Source organism: Pseudoalteromonas sp. T1lg122 (assembly GCF_002964825.1).
Classification (GTDB): Bacteria; Pseudomonadota; Gammaproteobacteria; order Enterobacterales; family Alteromonadaceae; genus Pseudoalteromonas; species Pseudoalteromonas gelatinilytica.
This window is the reverse complement of the sequence record NZ_PQCG01000032.1, coordinates 706,633-723,330: the sequence shown is the minus strand read 5'-3', so window position 1 is coordinate 723,330 and position 16,698 is coordinate 706,633. Positions and strand designations below refer to the sequence as shown.

The following is a 16,698-nucleotide window of genomic DNA, read 5'->3' as shown; positions in this document are numbered from 1 at the left end:
AAGGTGTCCCATCATCGGGTGCATTTTTAGCTGCTAATTATGGGTATTAGGATGGATCAAAAGCGTTGTGCCGTCGCCTCTAAAGAAAGCTTGATTCGTATTTTTACGGTGCCAGAAGCACCAGACTCGACATTAAGTAAAATCGAATCTGAAATTTCTAGCAATTTAGCTGGGTTCTTAAATGAGAACATTGCAGCGATTGAAAAGCCTTTGCACGAAATTGAAAAAGACTTTCAAACGGCCACTATTCCAGAAGAGCCAACTTTTGTTTCTGATTACGCTCAAGACATTATGGAGCAGTTAGTTGCTCATTCTGTGCATACCGCTGCGCCGAGTTTTATTGGCCATATGACCTCAGCGTTACCGCACTTTGTGTTACCGCTATCTAAGTTAATGGTCGGTCTAAACCAAAACCTAGTAAAAATTGAAACTTCAAAAGCATTCACACCACTTGAAAGACAAGTATTGGGAATGATGCATCATCTTGCTTATGGTGAAAATGACAGTTTTTACAGTAAATGGATGCACAGTGCGAAAACCTCATTAGGCGCATTTTGTTCAGGTGGCACTGTCGCTAACATTACCGCTTTATGGATTGCCCGCAACCGTTTATTAAAAGCCGATGGTGATTATAAAGGCATTGCTGCACAGGGGGTAATCGCTGGAATGCTGCACTATGGTTACAAAGGCTTAGCTGTACTTGTATCTGAGCGAGGCCATTACTCATTAGGTAAAACCGTTGATTTACTGGGCATCGGTCGCGATAACATCATTGCCATTGCTACTGGCGAAAATAATAAAGTTGATGTCGATGCGATGCGCAAAAAGGCTCATGAGCTTGAAGCGTCTGGTATTAAAGTAATGGCGCTTGTGGGTGTTGCTGGGACAACTGAAACGGGTAGTATCGATCCACTAAATGAGATGGCTGATTTGAGCGAAGAGCTTGGCTGTCATTTTCATGTCGACGCTGCATGGGGCGGTGCAACCTTACTTTCTTCAAATTACCGCCACCTTTTAAGCGGTATTGAGCGCGCTGATTCAATTACCATTGATGCACACAAGCAAATGTATGTGCCAATGGGGGCAGGTCTGGTGTTATTTAAAGACCCTGCCGCAACGGATGCTATTGAGCATCATGCGGAATATATTCTTCGTAAAGGCTCGAAGGATTTAGGGAGTCATACACTTGAGGGCAGCCGCCCTGGTATGGCAATGTTAGTACATGCTTGCTTACGTGTTATTGGCCGAAAAGGCTATGAGATGCTGATTGACCGTAGCATCGTGAAAGCACGCACTTTTGCCAATATGATCAAGCAAGATGAAGACTTTGAGTTAATTTCAGAGCCAGAGCTTTGCCTATTAACCTACCGTTATGTTCCAAAAGAGATCCAAGCAAAGCTGAATGAGGCTGACGAAGAAACGAAATTAGATATTTACGCTTCGTTGAATCGCTTTACTGCGAGCATGCAAAAACGTCAGCGTGAAGCGGGACGTTCTTTTGTATCCCGTACTCGTTTAACACCTGCAAAGTATGACCATCAACCTACCGTGGTTTTTCGCGTTGTTTTAGCTAACCCATTAACCTCTAAAGCGATTCTAAAAGATATTTTAGCGGAGCAAAAAGAGCTGGCGAAAACCGATCCGGTATTTAAAAAATATTTAAGTAAGTATATGGATTAGAAAAGGGAGCGTGATGCTCCTATTCACTAAAGCAGCTTGCTTTGATCATGTTACTGATAATCGCTTGCGAAGGTTTTATTTTTTCCATCGCCAAAAACTCATCTGGCTGGTGGGCTTGGTTAATTGAGCCAGGTCCCATAACAATGGTTTCGCAGCCAAGCTGTTGAATGAAAGGGGCTTCTGTACAATAGTTTACAGCGACAGCAGGTTGACCCGAGACTTTTTCGGCCAGCTTTACTAATGCTGTATCCGTGCTGCCGCTAAACGCAGGGATAGGTTCATGCATGTCGATAACACTTACAGCATTTGGGTATTGGGCATTAATTTCTTCTGCAGCAGTTAGCAAAATCGCTTGCAGTTCTTGCACGCTTAAACCAGGTAAAGGTCGCATATCAATGTGCATTTCACAGCAGCCACAAATGCGGTTGGCATTGTCGCCACCATGAATATGACCAAGGTTCAAAGTAGGGTACGGAATTTCAAAGTGGTCAACTGAATATTTATTCTTTAATTCTTCTTTAATGATTAACAATTTTGTAATCATTTTATGCATGACTTCGATGGCGTTTAAACCACGCTCAGGATCAGAGCTATGGCCTGAGCGGCCAATCACACGAATCGCTGTACTCATATGGCCTTTATGAGTAAATACTGGTGTCATATCAGTTGGTTCACCAATGATACAGCGCGCTGGTTTTAAATCTGGGTGGCGGCAAATTTGCTGTGCACCGGCCATCGTGGTTTCTTCGTCGGCTGTGGCTAGGATCAATAGTGGCTCTGTTTGCTTCGTAGCATCAAGCTCGCTAATTGCCTGCAATACAAAGGCAAAAAAGCCTTTCATATCAATACTACCTAAACCATATAGTTTATTGTCATGCTCGCTGAGTTTAAACGGATCGTAATTCCAGCGGCTATCATCAAATGGCACCGTATCGGTATGACCTGCAAGCATAAACCGCCATCCCCTTCACCACGTTTGGCTAATAAGTTGTAACGGCCTTTGCCGTTTTCAAGCTCTGTGATTTCACAAGTAAAACCAAGGCTTTCGCACCAATTTGCGAGCAAGGTGATAACCCCTTTATTGCTCATGCACAAAGAATCTTCAATCGCACTAATTGAAGGGGCTGCAATCAGCTGCTGATACATAGATAAAAAAGAGGGTAGCGACATAAAAAATCCAAAAATAATTATTCAATCTAATTGCATAACAATATAAAAGTATTTATGATGAATATCAATTCACTTTTTAAGCATAAATATTAGTAAAGCTGTACGATGAACACGAAACGACGATAACCTGATTTCATTACTTTAGACAGTGTTTTTATTCGCAATTGTGCGAGTAATTTTAGGCGTATCGATAAACAGATTTAATAGGTAAAAGTAAGCAATGAATGTAGTGATTATTGGCGCAAGTGGTTATAGCGGCGCAGAGCTAGCAAGTTTAGTTGCTAAGCATCCAAAACTGACCCTACAAGCATGTTATGTGTCTGAAGGGAGTTTAGATAAAGATAAATTATTAAGCGATTTATACCCTGAGCACCTTGGATTGTTAGAGTATCCACTACAGCCTCTAACAGCTGAGGCTTTCCAAGATATCGAAAATAATGCTGATTATGTGTGCCTGTGTACAGACCACAAGGTCAGTGTTGATCTTGCTCCCCAATTTTTAGCCATGGGTAAAAAAGTATTCGACCTATCTGGTGGTTTCCGTTTAGCTGGGAATGAGGATTACCTAACTTATTACGGTTTCGCACATGAACATCCAGAGCTTTTAACACAAGCTGCATATGGTTTAGCTGAATGGAATAGTGATGCGATCAGTAAAGCAAACCTTGTTGCTGTAGCGGGTTGTTACCCAACCGCAGCACTTAATTCTTTAAAACCACTTAAAGAAGCAGGGCTATTAGCTGATCAAGCCATTATTGTTAATGCGGTGTCAGGTGTTACAGGCGCTGGCAGAAAAGCCAGTGTTAATACGCATTTCTGCGAAGTGTCACTTGCTCCTTATGGTTTGTTTAATCACAGACACACACCTGAGATTGAGCAGCACCTTGGTCACCCTGTGTTATTCACCCCACATTTAGGTAATTTTCCTCGCGGAATTTTAGAAACTATTTATGTGCAATTAAAACCGGGCGTAACAGCAGAGCAAGTGAGCGCGGCATATCAAGTGTTAGCTAACGAGCCGTTAATTCGCTTACTTGGCAATAAAATTCCAAGCATCAAAGGCGTCGCTAAACAACCATTTGTTGATATTGCATGGCAACAAAAAGGTGAGCAACTCATCGTTATGTCAGCGATTGATAACCTGCTAAAAGGCGCGGCAGGACAAGCATTACAGTGTATTAATTTAGCCATGGGTGAACCTCATCACACTGGTTTAGTAGGAGCGCTGTAATGAAAACTTGGATCATTAAAGTCGGTGGTGCTGTGTTAAATAGCGCAGATGCAGCAAAAGCGCTTTTTGATGTTTTAGCCTCTGAACAAGATAACTTTGTCATTGTTCATGGTGGTGGTGCCTTAGTGGATGCTTGGTTACAAGACGCAGGTTTTGTAACTGCAAAACATCAAGGCTTACGTATCAGCCCAAATGAGCAAATGCCTTATATTGTTGGTGCCCTTGCAGGTTGTGCCAATAAACAATTAATGAGCCAAGCAATCAGCGCAGGTCACAAACCTGTGGGTTTAAGCCTTTATGAAGCGGGTGTACTGGTATCTGAAAAACTTAAAGTATTGGCGCAAGTAGGTCAGTGTTCAGGTAGTTGTGACAGCGTGCTACCTAGCTTACTTGAACAAGGTCGTTTACCCCTTGTGAGCTCTATTGGCTTTGGGGAAGATGGCCAATGGTACAACGTCAATGCAGATGAAGCCGCAGCGGCTATCGCTAAAGAGCTTGATGCAGAACTTATTTTTATGACTGATGTAGAAGCGGTACTAGATGCAAATAAGCAGCCACTACATCAACTTAATACGCAGCAAATCGAAACACTTATCCTTGAAGGAGTTATTCAGGGCGGGATGGAGGTCAAAGTAAAGACCAGCCTTCTTGCTGCCCAACATTTACGACGTGGTGTGTATATCTCAAGCTGGCTTAAGCCAGAGAACTTAGTCGCTTTATTAAAAGGCGAGCATGTAGGAACGAAAATTACACCATAGGTATTTCATGTTAAAGAATTTCTTAAATGGTCTTGAATTAGACCAAAAAGGCGCCCTTAAATTACTTAACTTAGCGCAAAAAATTAAAGCAAATCCAGCTGATTTTAGCCAAGCATTAGCGGGTAAATCAGTGGTTACCTTGTTCGAAAAACCCAGCTTACGTACCCGTTTATCATTCGATATTGGTATTAATAAATTAGGCGGTCATGCGGTTTATTTAGATTCACAAAATGGTGCCATGGGTGCTCGTGAATCAGTTAAAGACTTTGCTCTTAATATCTCCGCTTGGGCTGATGGCATTGTTGCTCGCGTGTATGCACACAAAACACTGACTACACTTGCTGAGTACTCATCGGTGCCTGTCGTTAATAGCCTGTGTGATTTATATCACCCATGCCAAGCGCTTGCTGACTTTTTAACGCTGCAAGAAGTGCATGGCGATGTTAGCAAACTAAAGCTTGCTTACTTAGGTGAAGGTAACAACGTCACACACTCTCTAATGTTATTAGCTGCCACTTTAGGCACTGATTTTGTTGCAGTTTGTCCTAAAGGCAGTTCGCCAGATTCACAAATTCTCAAGCAAGCAGAGCAAATTGCAGCAATGAATGGTGCGTCTGTTATGGTAAGTGACAGAATTGAGGCGGCAGTTGGCGCAAATGCAGTCTATGCTGATACCTGGGTTTCAATGGGTGATAAAACACCGCTTGAGCAGGTAAAAGCTAAATATATGCCTTATCAGCTTAACCAAGCCCTATTAGAGAAAACAGGTGCGCAGACTGTACTACACTGTCAGCCAGCGCATCGTGAGTTTGAAATTACCTCTGAGGTAATGGATGGCCCAGCATCAAAAATTATTCAACAAGCAGAGAATCGTATGCATGCGCAAAACGCTCTACTTGTCACATTATTAAATCCAAATTTTGTTTAAGGAACACCAATGAGTTCAATTAAAAAAGTCGTACTAGCCTATTCTGGTGGTCTTGATACATCGGCAATCGTGCCATGGTTAAAAGAAAACTACGGCTGTGAAGTAATCGCGTTTGTTGCTGATGTAGGCCAAGGCGCAGAAGAGCTCGAAGGCGTTGAAGCAAAAGCGATTGCTTCAGGTGCGTCAGAATGTCATATCGTAGACTTAAAAGACGAAATGGTCAGTGACTATATTTACCCAACTTTAAAAACAGGCGCTATTTACGAAGGTACTTACCTACTAGGTACGTCTATGGCACGTCCGATTATTGCTAAAGCGCAAGTTGAAATTGCCCGTAAAGTAGGTGCTGATGCGCTTTCACATGGTTGTACAGGTAAAGGTAACGACCAAGTACGTTTTGAGTCATGTTTCGCAGCCCTTGCACCGGATCTAAAAGTGATTGCGCCATGGCGTGAGTGGGACTTATCAAGCCGTGAATCATTACTTGATTACTTAGCTGAGCGAAATATTCCATGCTCTGCTTCAGCGACAAAAATTTATAGCCGTGATGCTAACGCTTGGCACATTTCTCATGAAGGTGGTGAGCTTGAAGATCCATGGTGCCAACCAAGTGATCAAGTATGGACGTGGACTAACTCGCCAGAGCAAGCGCCAAATGAAGCTGAATATGTAACATTAAACGTTGTTGAAGGTGAAGTGGTTGCAGTAAACGGTGAATCACTAACACCATATGACTGCTTAGTTAAATTAAATAACATTGCTGCGCCACATGGTGTGGGTCGTGTTGATATCGTAGAAAACCGTTTAGTTGGCATGAAGTCGCGTGGTTGTTATGAAACACCAGGGGGCACAGTGATCATGGCAGCTCTTCAAGCGGTTGATGAGCTCGTGTTAGATAAATCAAGCCGTAAGTGGAAAGAAGTGCTTGGTGGTGAGTTCTCTCACCTAGTGTATGACGGTCGTTGGTTTACGCCATTAAAAGACTCGATTCTTGCTGGTGCTGAATCTCTGTCTAAGTTAGCAACGGGTGAAGTTGTGCTTAAGCTTTATAAAGGCCAAGTCACTGCGGTACAGAAAAAATCACCGAATAGCTTATACAGCGAAGACTTTGCAACCTTCGGTGAAGATGATGTATATGACCAATCACATGCTGAAGGCTTCATTCGTTTATTCTCGCTATCAAGCAGAATCTCAGCACTAACGAAAAAGTAATTTAATTATTGCCCTGCACGAGCAGGGCAATAGCCGAATTTGGAGACAGTTCAATGGCACTATGGGGCGGACGTTTTTCTACGGGTCCAGATGAAGCGTTTAAACAATTCAACGATTCACTTCCTTTTGATTATCAACTTGCAGAGCAAGACATTATTGGTTCAGTTGCTTGGGCAGGGGCGTTAAAACAAGTAAACGTTTTAAACCAGCAAGAATACGATGATCTCGTTGCAGCACTTAATAAGCTGCTAGATGAGGTTAAAGCAAACCCACAAGCAGTCGCTGTAGCAGGGCATGAAGACATTCATTCTTATGTTGAATCAGCACTGATTGATAAAGTGGGTGACCTTGCTAAAAAGTTACACACTGGTCGTAGTCGTAATGACCAAGTTGCAACCGATTTCCGCTTATGGTGTCGTGATACTGCTGAGCATATCCTTGAGGCAATTGCAGAGCTCAAAGGTGAGTTTATTGCCTTAGCTGAGCGTGAGCTTGGTACTATTTTACCGGGTTACACACACTTACAGCGCGCACAACCTGTGTTATTTAGTCATTGGTGTATGGCCTATGTTGAAATGCTTGAGCGTGATGAAAGCCGTTTAACCGACGCCAAGAACCGTATGAATTATTGTCCACTTGGTAGTGGTGCTTTAGCTGGAACAGCGTACCCAATTGATAGGCAAATTCTTGCCGAAGGGTTAGGTTTTACCGGCGCAACACGTAATAGCCTTGACGCCGTATCTGACCGTGACTTTGTGGTTGAGCTATTAAGCTGCGCATCGATTTCGATGATTCACTTATCGCGCATGGCAGAAGACTTAATTTTTTATAACTCGGGTGAAGCGGGCTTTATTGAGCTTTCTGATGGGGTAACATCAGGCTCTTCTCTTATGCCACAAAAGAAAAACCCGGATGCTCTTGAGTTAATTCGTGGTAAAACGGGCCGTGTATTTGGTGCATTCAGTGCCATGATGATGACACTTAAAGCACTACCACTTGCTTACAATAAAGATATGCAAGAGGACAAAGAAGGCTTATTTGATGCGATGCCAACTTGGCTGGCATGTATTCATATGGCGCAGGCATGCATTAAAGGCATTAAAGTTAATGCAGAGAGAACATTAGCGGCAGCAAAAGGCGGCCACTCAAATGCGACTGAGCTTGCTGACTATTTAGTGGCTAAAGGTATTCCATTTAGAGAAGGCCATCACATTGTTGGTACGCTCGTGCAAATGGCTATTGCACAAGGGAATAACTTAGAAGATTTAAGTTTAGAGCAATTTAAGTCTGTGCATAGCATTTTCGAATCAGATGTATATCCTGTATTAGAAATAGACGCGTGTATTAAAGCTAGACAAGCACTCGGTGGCACGTCACTTGAGCAAGTAACAAGCGCCATTAAATACGCAAAAAAAAACAGCAAATAGCAGTACGAGACGCAACTTTGAATGATGTTGAGGCAATCGCTAAGCTTATTCAGCATTGGGCAACGGTAGGTGAAAACCTACCACGCGCTAAGAGCGACATGATTCACTCAATCAATGAGTTTGCTGTTACTGAGGTTGAAAACCAAGTTACTGGCTGTGCATCGCTTTATATTTACGACACTGGTCTTGCTGAAATCCGCTCACTTGGGGCGAACCCTGAATCGCGAATTGCCGGGCAGGGGCGTCAACTTGTTGAACATTTGCTTAAAAAAGCCAAAAGCTTGGCGCTTAGTCGGGTAATTGTTCTGACAAGAGTGCCAGAATTCTTTGCAAGCCAAGGATTTAGTTTTTGTAGCAAAGACAGTTTGCCAGAAAAAGTGATCAAAGATTGTGAGCTTTGCCTTCGTAAAGATAATTGCGATGAAGTGGCAATGGAATATATTTTAAAGCCGAGTAATAGCGCGGTGATCCCGTGTAAACACCTGGCTTAATTTTCCCTGGATAGGAAAAACGCACGGTTACCCCTGTGCGTTTTTTTATGCCTGAAATTTAGATTTTCTGAATTTTATGATCAAAAAGATCAAAAATCATAAAAGTTGGATCGTTAATTGCTTTTATTATCAGCGCGGTGGCAACGTCGCGATGAAGTATAAAAAAGCGTCAAAAAAATGAGAGCGCTTAACTCAGTTTACAAGCTATTGTAAGCTGTACTGAAAAAACAATTAACTTAAAGGAATTAACTTATGCAAATTTCAAACAATAGCCAATTGCAAATGCAAGCTTACAGCCAAATGCAACAAACAAAGCCTGCTTTGGAACAAACTACTAGTAATAAAACCCTGCAATCTGATACAGTAACTTTATCAAGTGAAGCGCTGGCTTTATCAGGCGGTGCAGAGATTCAACGTGGCGGTGGTATCATCATTGATCCAGATAAGAGACCACAATAAAAATGGATAGTCGATGTTTTTGACAGATCATTTCGGTTTATCATTAGGAGCCCTAGTGGTTTGGGGCTTCATGATGGCTTTTTTCTTTAATATCTTTTTATATACAGCTACTCCGAAGAAAAATCTCATTTTATTATTTTCTTCTTTCATAATGTTTGTATCTTACTTTTCAAGTGATTCTTTCTTTTCTTGGTTCTCGACAACTGAAACATACCTCCACTGGGCTGTTTGGGATTTAGTCACCCTCTCTTTGATTCTCTTTTTTGCTAAGTTTGTAAAAGATCATAAACCAACTGCATTTTATTATGTTTCTGCAGGGCTGTTGGTCAATACAGTATTGTTTCTTGCTATCTACTATGACATCTATATCAAATACACAAAAGAGCCTTGGCTTCTTTGGGATATATACTCTTTTGGTGTAAACATCGCAGATTTTGTGATGATAGTAGCACTAATTGTCGATAGAGATTTCTTAGGTTTAGTCAAACTTAAGTCATACCTTTCAAGCTTATTTAAACAGAAAGTTGCCCACCCTCAAGCTTAAATTATGTATATAGATGCTTTTTTGGGGGACTTATTAGGGGCCTTCATAGAGTGGGGCTTTTTGATGGCCTTCTTATTTAACTTAGCTATTAATATCAATAAAACAGATAGTCGAGTTCTTGTTTTATCTTTTATTATGATGGTTTCATACTTCATTAGTGGCTTTGTTAAGCTTTCCATCTATAGCTATTTGAATTGGTTGTATTTTGACTTATTAACGATTTTTGTAATCTTGGCTTGGATGTATTTTGCTAAGGTAGCTAACTTTTATGGAACAACATATATCCTCTTCGGACTCACTCTCAATTCCATTCTAATGTTATCGATATACATCGATATTTTTATATACGAAAATAAGTCAGAGTGGTTTCTTTGGACGTTGTACTCATTTGGCGTAAATACCATTGATGTAATTATGATTCTCGTACTGCTTTTTAATAAGGATTTTCTAAAGCTTCATCGTTTAGTAAGTATGGATTTTTCAAAAGAAAAGGTGAAAAGTTTTGGCTGAGTTTCATAAGTATGTAAGTGCTTATCTAGCAACATTTATTATGTGGGGGTTTCTGATGGCTTTCCTATATAACATGGTTAGTAAGTCAATAGTTCCCAATGGTGATAAAACTTTAATGTGGATTTCGCTAACAATGTTTTTGTCTTATTTAGCCTCAGATCCACTAACCTCCGCTACTTTTCAGATTGAGTCGATGAGCTATGCAACTGCATATGTAGTTTGGACCACCCTAGATCTAACTTGTATAGCTGCAATATTTTTGATTACTAAGGGTAAATCGATCAATAGTTATCCTGCAAAACTCTATGTAATATTAGGTTTATTAATTAACAGTTCTCTTTTTATCAGTATGTATATAGATATTAATATACTTGAGAATACAGAAGAGTGGTGGTTATGGGGATTTTATACGGTTACTGTCAATATTGTGGATGCAATGATGCTCATCGCACTTTTCAGTAATAAAGACTTTTTAGGGCTTGTGAAGCTATACAGGAAAGTTCGAGGCCAAGCTGAAACAGCTTGACCCCAATTGGTTAGAAACGGTATTCCCAGCTAGTTCTCAGGGCTGTGTTTGTTTCTGACTCATTACCTAGTTCATCTTTTGAAATAAGCCCTGTCACTTTCCACAGACCATTAAACACAGATTGCTGATAACCAAGCTCTAACTGCAGCTGACTCGTATCTGATGCGAGCTCAGCGTGTGTGGTTTCGCTTTCAATCCAACGTAACTTCGCATGGCCACCATAACCATTTAGAGTGTGGTAATAGGCGCCAAGGATAGCCGATTTACTTTGTAGCGGTGTTGAGCTACCAATTAAGCGTGAGCGTTGTGTATAGCTGCCAGAGCCATATACGCAATCGCTAATTTGATCACAGCTTTGCTCTGTATTTGAGTATTCAAAGTAGCTTTTTAATAGACTTTCTTTCGAGCCAAAATAGCTTTCTACGCCTAGCGTATAAAATGGCTCACTCGGTGCTAAACCACTTTCATTTCGACCCATTACTTCAGCATAAAATGCCACAGGTTGCGCCGCTAAAGTGGTTGAGTACTTAACATCTAAACTCGTTAAACGATGTGTTGATTCACTGCTTTCGAGTGTAACAGGGTCAATTTCGAGGCTAGTTAAATAATCAGAGCCTGCACTGTTAATTGCTATTTCAAGGCCTGTTAATGGCGTACTTGCAAACCGGAGTGCCCAAAAGTCACCGTCATCTGAATTATTTAGATATGGCTTTTGTTTGGCGTAAATACCCGTTAACTGCCAATTACCGATAAACGACAGCCAACTTGGGCCTACATATTGCGTATTTGCTCTGCTGAAGCGCACACCTTTCATTGGCGCCGCATTATTTGATAGAAGTAGGGCGTTATCGTTACTTGGCCCCCACCAATGACTAACTTGCTCTGCACTGATTGACCAATTACCCAGGAGTACGGCTAAATAGCTATCTTGATAAGTAACATGCTGTTTATCAAGGGCGTCATCGGCGTAATTTACACTCACTTTAGCGCTAACACGCTTCCCTGTGATTGAACCATAACTATTTACACCGCTTTCTTGCTGGTGGCGTTTACCAAAACCTTGCTGAGTGAGAGGTTCGCTGTTGTAGTTTAGGCGAATACCTGAGCTGGTTTTTTGTTTTGCATTATCAAGAGCATGTTTTACATGCTGATAAGCAAATAAGCTTTGCTCGTCAAGTTGGCTGGTATTGGTAACGTCTAGGTCGCGTGCGATACCTTGCCACATTAATGGATAGCTATTAATTGGCTGTTTAATAATGCCTTGGTTAAAGAGCATTTCGATTGAAGCGCGAAGCAATGGGTCGTCGCTTTCTATCCATGGTCCAGCAACACTTGGCGCAGAGATCATTAGTAATGCTGTTAAGCTAATGAACTTTTTTAATTTCATCCGTGAATTTTATCCTGTAAGGCTTTGGCTACGACTGGGTCAACAAACTCGCTTACATCGCCATTGTGGCGTGCGACTTCTTTGACGAGTGTCGATGAAATAAATGAATTTTTTTCTGCCGGTGTTAAAAATACACTTTCTAGATCTGGGTTTAGGCGACGATTCATATTCGCTAACTGAAATTCATAGTCAAAGTCAGACACCGCACGAATTCCACGAATAAGCACTTCGGCTTTGTGGTCGCGAGCTAAATCAGCCAATAAGCCAGAAAAACCAATCACACTCACATTATCAAGGTGCGCCAAAATCTTATTAGCAAGTTCAACGCGCTCATCAAGGGTAAAGCAAGGTTGTTTACTTGGATTATGCGCAATGGCAACAATCACTTTATCGAACATTTTTGCCGCGCGATGAATTAAGTCTGTATGGCCATTTGTAAGTGGGTCGAAAGTGCCCGGATAGATTGCAGTAACGTTCATAACATTCAGCGATTTATAAATTTGCTTGCTATATTAACAGTGTTTTCTCGACGATGCAGCTTCGAAAGTACGCGTATCGGATTAGAATCCTTCACCTATATAAGGTACTAAACCGATTGAGGTTAATATTTTTCAAGGTAGTATTTAATTGCTGCGCATTTGTTTATACTGCTCGGCTGGGGACCGTAATAATCATAAAAAACAGAGTAAATAAGCTATGAGCACAAAGGACAAAATCATACACACCAGCATCGAGTTATTTAATCGCCATGGTGAGCGTGCCATAACAACTAACCATATTGCTTCGCATATGGGGATAAGCCCAGGTAACTTGTATTATCACTTTAAAAATAAAGAAGATATTATTCGTCACATATTTGCTTTGTATAGCGATCATTTACACACTCACTTTAAGCCACTGACTCCCGGTGACGACGCACTAGAAAACCTAGCGGGCTATCTTGATTCGCTATTTGAACTTATGTGGCGTTTTCAGTTTTTCTACGACAACTTAGGCGATATCTTATCTCGTGATGAAGAGCTGAAAAAAGGCTACATTGCGTTTCAAGCTGAGCTTTTAGAGCAAGTCAAAGATGTGCTATTTGCATTGCGTGAAGGCGGTATCATTTGCATTGAAGACGAAGATGTCACAGAACTTGCGCATATGCTAAAAATGACCGTGAGTTTTTGGACGCCTTATATCAAAGCTCGTCGCTTAAGTGGTGAACTTGCCAGAGCAGATATTTATAACGGTATTTTAAAGGTATTGCTGCTATTAAAAGCCCACTGCACCGAGCAACACTTAGAACAAGTAAATCAATTAAGGGCAAAGTATTTAGCCCTTGCTGAATCTGAGCAAAACGACCACTAATCCTACAAAGCAGTTTATTTCCTAGACGCTATAATTTTTGTTATAATCGCGCGCCCTTGAGGTTGCTTAACCTTGGGGCGTGTGAAATCCACAGTCTAAGAGTGAACTATGCTTAAATTTATCGTCAAATTACACCCTGAAATCGCGATCAAGAGTAAATCTGTTCGTAAGCGTTTTACCAAGTTATTAGAAAATAACATTAAGATCGTTTTGCGTCGTGTTGACGAAAAAGTTCAGGTAAGAAACAACTGGGATAATATCTCTGTTGTTAGCTTACTTGACTCTGAGCAAGTTCGTTTAGATATTATCGATGGCTTAAAGCGCATCCCAGGTATCGTACAGTTTATTGAAGTTACAGAAACAGACTTCGATTCAATCGACGATATTTATCAAAAAGCACTTGAGCTAATTGGCCATACGATTGCGGGTAAAACATTCTGTGTACGTTGTAAACGCTCTGGTAAGCATGACTTTACATCGAGCGACGTAGAGCGCTACGTAGGTGGTGGTTTAAACCAGCATGTTGAAGGTGCGCGCGTTAAATTATCTCACCCTGAAGTAACTGTACGTTTAGAAGTGCGTGACGATAAAGCATATATCGTTACTGAAACTCACTTAGGTATGGCGGGCTTCCCGTTACCAACACAAGAAGATGTATTATCGCTTATGTCGGGCGGTTTTGACTCTGGTGTTGCCAGCTATCAAATGATCCGTAAAGGTGCACGTACTCACTTCTTATTCTTTAACTTAGGTGGTGCTGCGCACGAAATCGGTGTTAAGCAGGCGAGTTATTATATCTGGAAACAGTTCAGCTCTACTCACAAAGTGAAGTTCGTTACTGTTGATTTTGAACCTGTTGTTGCTGAGATTTTAGAGAACGTTGAAAACAGCCAAATGGGTGTTGTACTTAAGCGTATGATGATGCGTGCCGGTAGCCAAGTTGCAGAAAAACTAGGTGTACAAGCACTAGTGACTGGCGAAAGTATTGGTCAGGTATCAAGCCAAACACTGGCTAATCTAAGTGTGATTGACCGTGTAACGGAAACTTTAATCATTCGCCCGTTAATCCAACACGATAAGCAAGATATTATTGATATTGCGCGTAAAATTGGTACGGCTGAGATGGCAGAAAGCATGCCTGAATACTGTGGTGTAATTTCTAAAAAGCCAACGGTTAAAGCTAAAATCAAAACCATTCTTGCCGAAGAAGCTAAGTTTGATTTCGACGTGCTAAATACAGTTGTTGAAAATGCACGTGTGATGGATATTCGCGATATCGACACCGAAGCTAAGCAAGAAGTGAAAGAAGCAGAGTCTGTATCTGATTTACCTGAAGGAGCGGTTGTTGTTGATATTCGCTCACCTGAAGAAGAAGACGCAAACCCACTAGAGCTTGAAGGTATTGAAGTTGTACATTTACCTTTCTTCCGTTTAGCGACTAAATTTGGTGACTTACCAAAAGATAAAGAATATTACTTATATTGTGCTAAAGGTGTGATGAGCCAGCTACAAGCACTGATCCTTCACGAAGAAGGCTTTAGCAACGTAAAAGTGTATCGCCCGTAAGGGATAGTGAGAAAAGCGCGACATGTTCGCGCTTTTTTAATGCCTGAAATCATTGATCAGAAACGAGAAACGAGAAGCGAGAAGCGAGAAACTTTACTCTTTCTCCTTTCCCCTTGTAGCTTTATTCTTTACTCTTTCTCTTAGTAGCTAGCAGCCCATCAACTTTTAATTTTTATCATGCTTAGCATTGCTTGATTATAGGGGGTTTTTATCCCTAACTTAGCACCTTGCTCACACACATAGCCACAAATTGCATCAATTTCAGATTCTCGATTATGGCTGATGTCTTGTTGCATAGAAGAAAAGTTTTCAGCGGTGGCTGTCATCACAGAATAGGCTTGGTCCAACGCCTCGCTGAGTTTTACATCAACACCTTGTTTATTGGCTACCAAACACGCCTCACTAAGTAAATTAATAATGCGCGTGCTAAATTGTGGTGCGCGTAACTGGCCATTTTTAACGTTATGAATTGCCGTTAAGGGATTAATGGCAATGTTCACTAGTAGTTTTTGCCAGCGCAGCGAGTGAATATCATCGCTCACAGAAAAATGTGGTAAGTAACTAAACTGCTGCTTAAGCTCGTTGAGCCTTTCGCTTGCAGCCGCATTACATGCGCCTAGCACACTTTCACCATTTCCAGTGTGGTTTACGCTATAAGGTGTTGTTTTAAAACCAGCTAGACGCGTTGTTAAAAACGCTAATCCTTGCGTGTTCAAAAGCTGGGCATTAAGTTCATCAACATTACCCATACCATTATGAGAAATAACGATTTGGCAGTCTTCATTGAGGTAAGGTTTTATTTGCTTAAAGGCCGCTTGAACTTGAAATGCTTTAACGGTGATTAACACTAAATCAAAGGGCGCTGAATGACCAAGCTCTTTATGATTAATGAGACGGGCTTTGATAGGGTGTGATTTACCATTACTTGCTTGATAAAAACGTGTGGTCAGGGTTGGCTTGCGGGTCAGTAATGTAATGTCATGTTGTGCAGATAAAAAATGGCTAAACAATAAGCCAATTGCACCATCGCCAACTATTAAAACATTAGCCATTACGTTGCTTACTACCTAAATGAAAACCAAGTTTTATAGCAAAATAGCTGATGGCACCAATAAAGTCAGCGATAAAGTCACCAACCGAGGCTTGACGGTAAGGCAGCATATCTTGCATAAATTCAATGGCGGCTCCATACCCAGCTAACAGTAAAATTTGCACCATGAGTGGTAATTTAAAGGCTTTATCCATCACCATGGCTAATATGAAGAAAATACCAAAATGCGCCACTTTATCTACGTGTGGGAAGAGGTTGCTCACCCCTTTAATTTCTTTGGCAAACAAAATCGTAAAGCCAATAATGCTGGCTAAAAAGATAACTTGGTAAACACGCCTTGTCACAATAAACCCTAAAAATGCCGAAATTGAATGGCCAGTATATCAAACAATTTTTGCATCGCACCTG

At 41.2% G+C, this 16,698-nt stretch carries 15 protein-coding genes and 2 pseudogenes; 12 read left to right on the top strand and 5 right to left on the bottom strand.

What is annotated here, in order from left to right; genetic code table 11:
• The first annotated feature begins 51 nt into the window (after positions 1–51).
• Entirely contained in the window at positions 52–1,680 is a 1,629-nt protein-coding gene (panP, locus tag C2M33_RS15685) for a pyridoxal-dependent aspartate 1-decarboxylase PanP (RefSeq protein ID WP_105174867.1), read from the top strand.
• A gap of 19 nt (positions 1,681–1,699) precedes the next feature.
• Here the strand turns inward: panP and argE are convergent.
• Positions 1,700–2,850, bottom strand: a pseudogene (gene argE, locus C2M33_RS15680) (acetylornithine deacetylase).
• Positions 2,851–3,070: 220 nt separating this feature from the next.
• Between argE and argC the strand changes: the two are divergent.
• From argC to C2M33_RS15630, 9 genes and pseudogenes are all read left to right on the top strand, one after another.
• Positions 3,071–4,081 carry an N-acetyl-gamma-glutamyl-phosphate reductase gene (gene argC / locus C2M33_RS15675; RefSeq protein ID WP_105174866.1) on the top strand — a complete coding sequence of 337 codons (1,011 nt, stop codon included), beginning with the start codon at positions 3,071–3,073 and terminating at the stop codon, positions 4,079–4,081.
• Positions 4,081–4,839 (top strand): acetylglutamate kinase, encoded by a 759-nt coding sequence (argB, locus tag C2M33_RS15670; RefSeq protein ID WP_105174865.1) that lies wholly within the window; start codon positions 4,081–4,083, stop codon positions 4,837–4,839. The genes argC and argB overlap by 1 nt, the downstream gene beginning before the upstream one ends.
• 7 nt (positions 4,840–4,846) lie before the next feature.
• A complete protein-coding gene (locus C2M33_RS15665; protein WP_063703145.1) occupies positions 4,847–5,767 on the top strand; it encodes an ornithine carbamoyltransferase in 921 nt (306 codons plus the stop codon).
• Positions 5,768–5,776: 9 nt separating this feature from the next.
• Positions 5,777–6,979 (top strand): argininosuccinate synthase, encoded by a 1,203-nt coding sequence (locus tag C2M33_RS15660; protein WP_063703147.1) that lies wholly within the window; start codon positions 5,777–5,779, stop codon positions 6,977–6,979.
• Between the two features lie 53 nt (positions 6,980–7,032).
• Positions 7,033–8,897: pseudogene (argH, locus tag C2M33_RS15655) on the top strand (argininosuccinate lyase).
• A gap of 252 nt (positions 8,898–9,149) precedes the next feature.
• A complete protein-coding gene (locus tag C2M33_RS15645) occupies positions 9,150–9,356 on the top strand; it encodes a hypothetical protein (RefSeq protein WP_105174862.1) in 207 nt (68 codons plus the stop codon).
• 13 nt (positions 9,357–9,369) lie between these two features.
• Entirely contained in the window at positions 9,370–9,900 is a 531-nt protein-coding gene (locus tag C2M33_RS15640; RefSeq protein ID WP_105174861.1) for a hypothetical protein, read from the top strand.
• Between the two features lie 3 nt (positions 9,901–9,903).
• Positions 9,904–10,410 (top strand): hypothetical protein, encoded by a 507-nt coding sequence (locus tag C2M33_RS15635; RefSeq protein WP_105174860.1) that lies wholly within the window; start codon positions 9,904–9,906, stop codon positions 10,408–10,410.
• Complete coding sequence (locus C2M33_RS15630) at positions 10,403–10,936, top strand: hypothetical protein (protein ID WP_105174859.1); 534 nt, start codon at positions 10,403–10,405, stop codon at positions 10,934–10,936. Before C2M33_RS15635 ends, C2M33_RS15630 begins: the two co-directional genes overlap by 8 nt.
• A gap of 10 nt (positions 10,937–10,946) precedes the next feature.
• Here C2M33_RS15630 and C2M33_RS15625 read toward each other — a convergent pair whose 3' ends face one another.
• Positions 10,947–12,323 (bottom strand): capsule assembly Wzi family protein, encoded by a 1,377-nt coding sequence (locus tag C2M33_RS15625; protein ID WP_105174858.1) that lies wholly within the window; start codon positions 12,321–12,323, stop codon positions 10,947–10,949.
• Positions 12,320–12,802, bottom strand: coding sequence for a pantetheine-phosphate adenylyltransferase (gene coaD, locus C2M33_RS15620; RefSeq protein ID WP_063703162.1), 483 nt, complete (start codon positions 12,800–12,802; stop codon positions 12,320–12,322). The genes C2M33_RS15625 and coaD overlap by 4 nt, the downstream gene beginning before the upstream one ends.
• A gap of 217 nt (positions 12,803–13,019) precedes the next feature.
• Here coaD and C2M33_RS15615 point away from each other — a divergent pair, with 217 nt between their 5' ends.
• Both C2M33_RS15615 and thiI read left to right on the top strand, forming a co-directional pair.
• Complete coding sequence (locus tag C2M33_RS15615; RefSeq protein ID WP_105174857.1) at positions 13,020–13,673, top strand: TetR/AcrR family transcriptional regulator; 654 nt, start codon at positions 13,020–13,022, stop codon at positions 13,671–13,673.
• 108 nt (positions 13,674–13,781) lie between these two features.
• The gene (gene thiI / locus C2M33_RS15610) at positions 13,782–15,239 is read left to right on the top strand and encodes a tRNA uracil 4-sulfurtransferase ThiI (RefSeq protein WP_105174856.1); all 1,458 of its coding nucleotides are present in this window, start codon (positions 13,782–13,784) and stop codon (positions 15,237–15,239) included.
• Between the two features lie 158 nt (positions 15,240–15,397).
• On the opposite strand, the gene C2M33_RS15605 is transcribed toward thiI, so the two are convergent.
• Both C2M33_RS15605 and C2M33_RS15600 read right to left on the bottom strand, forming a co-directional pair.
• Positions 15,398–16,291 (bottom strand): ketopantoate reductase family protein, encoded by an 894-nt coding sequence (locus C2M33_RS15605; protein ID WP_063703172.1) that lies wholly within the window; start codon positions 16,289–16,291, stop codon positions 15,398–15,400.
• A complete protein-coding gene (locus C2M33_RS15600) occupies positions 16,284–16,634 on the bottom strand; it encodes a VanZ family protein (protein ID WP_063703175.1) in 351 nt (116 codons plus the stop codon). Before C2M33_RS15600 ends, C2M33_RS15605 begins: the two co-directional genes overlap by 8 nt.
• Between the last annotated feature and the right edge of the window lie 64 nt (positions 16,635–16,698).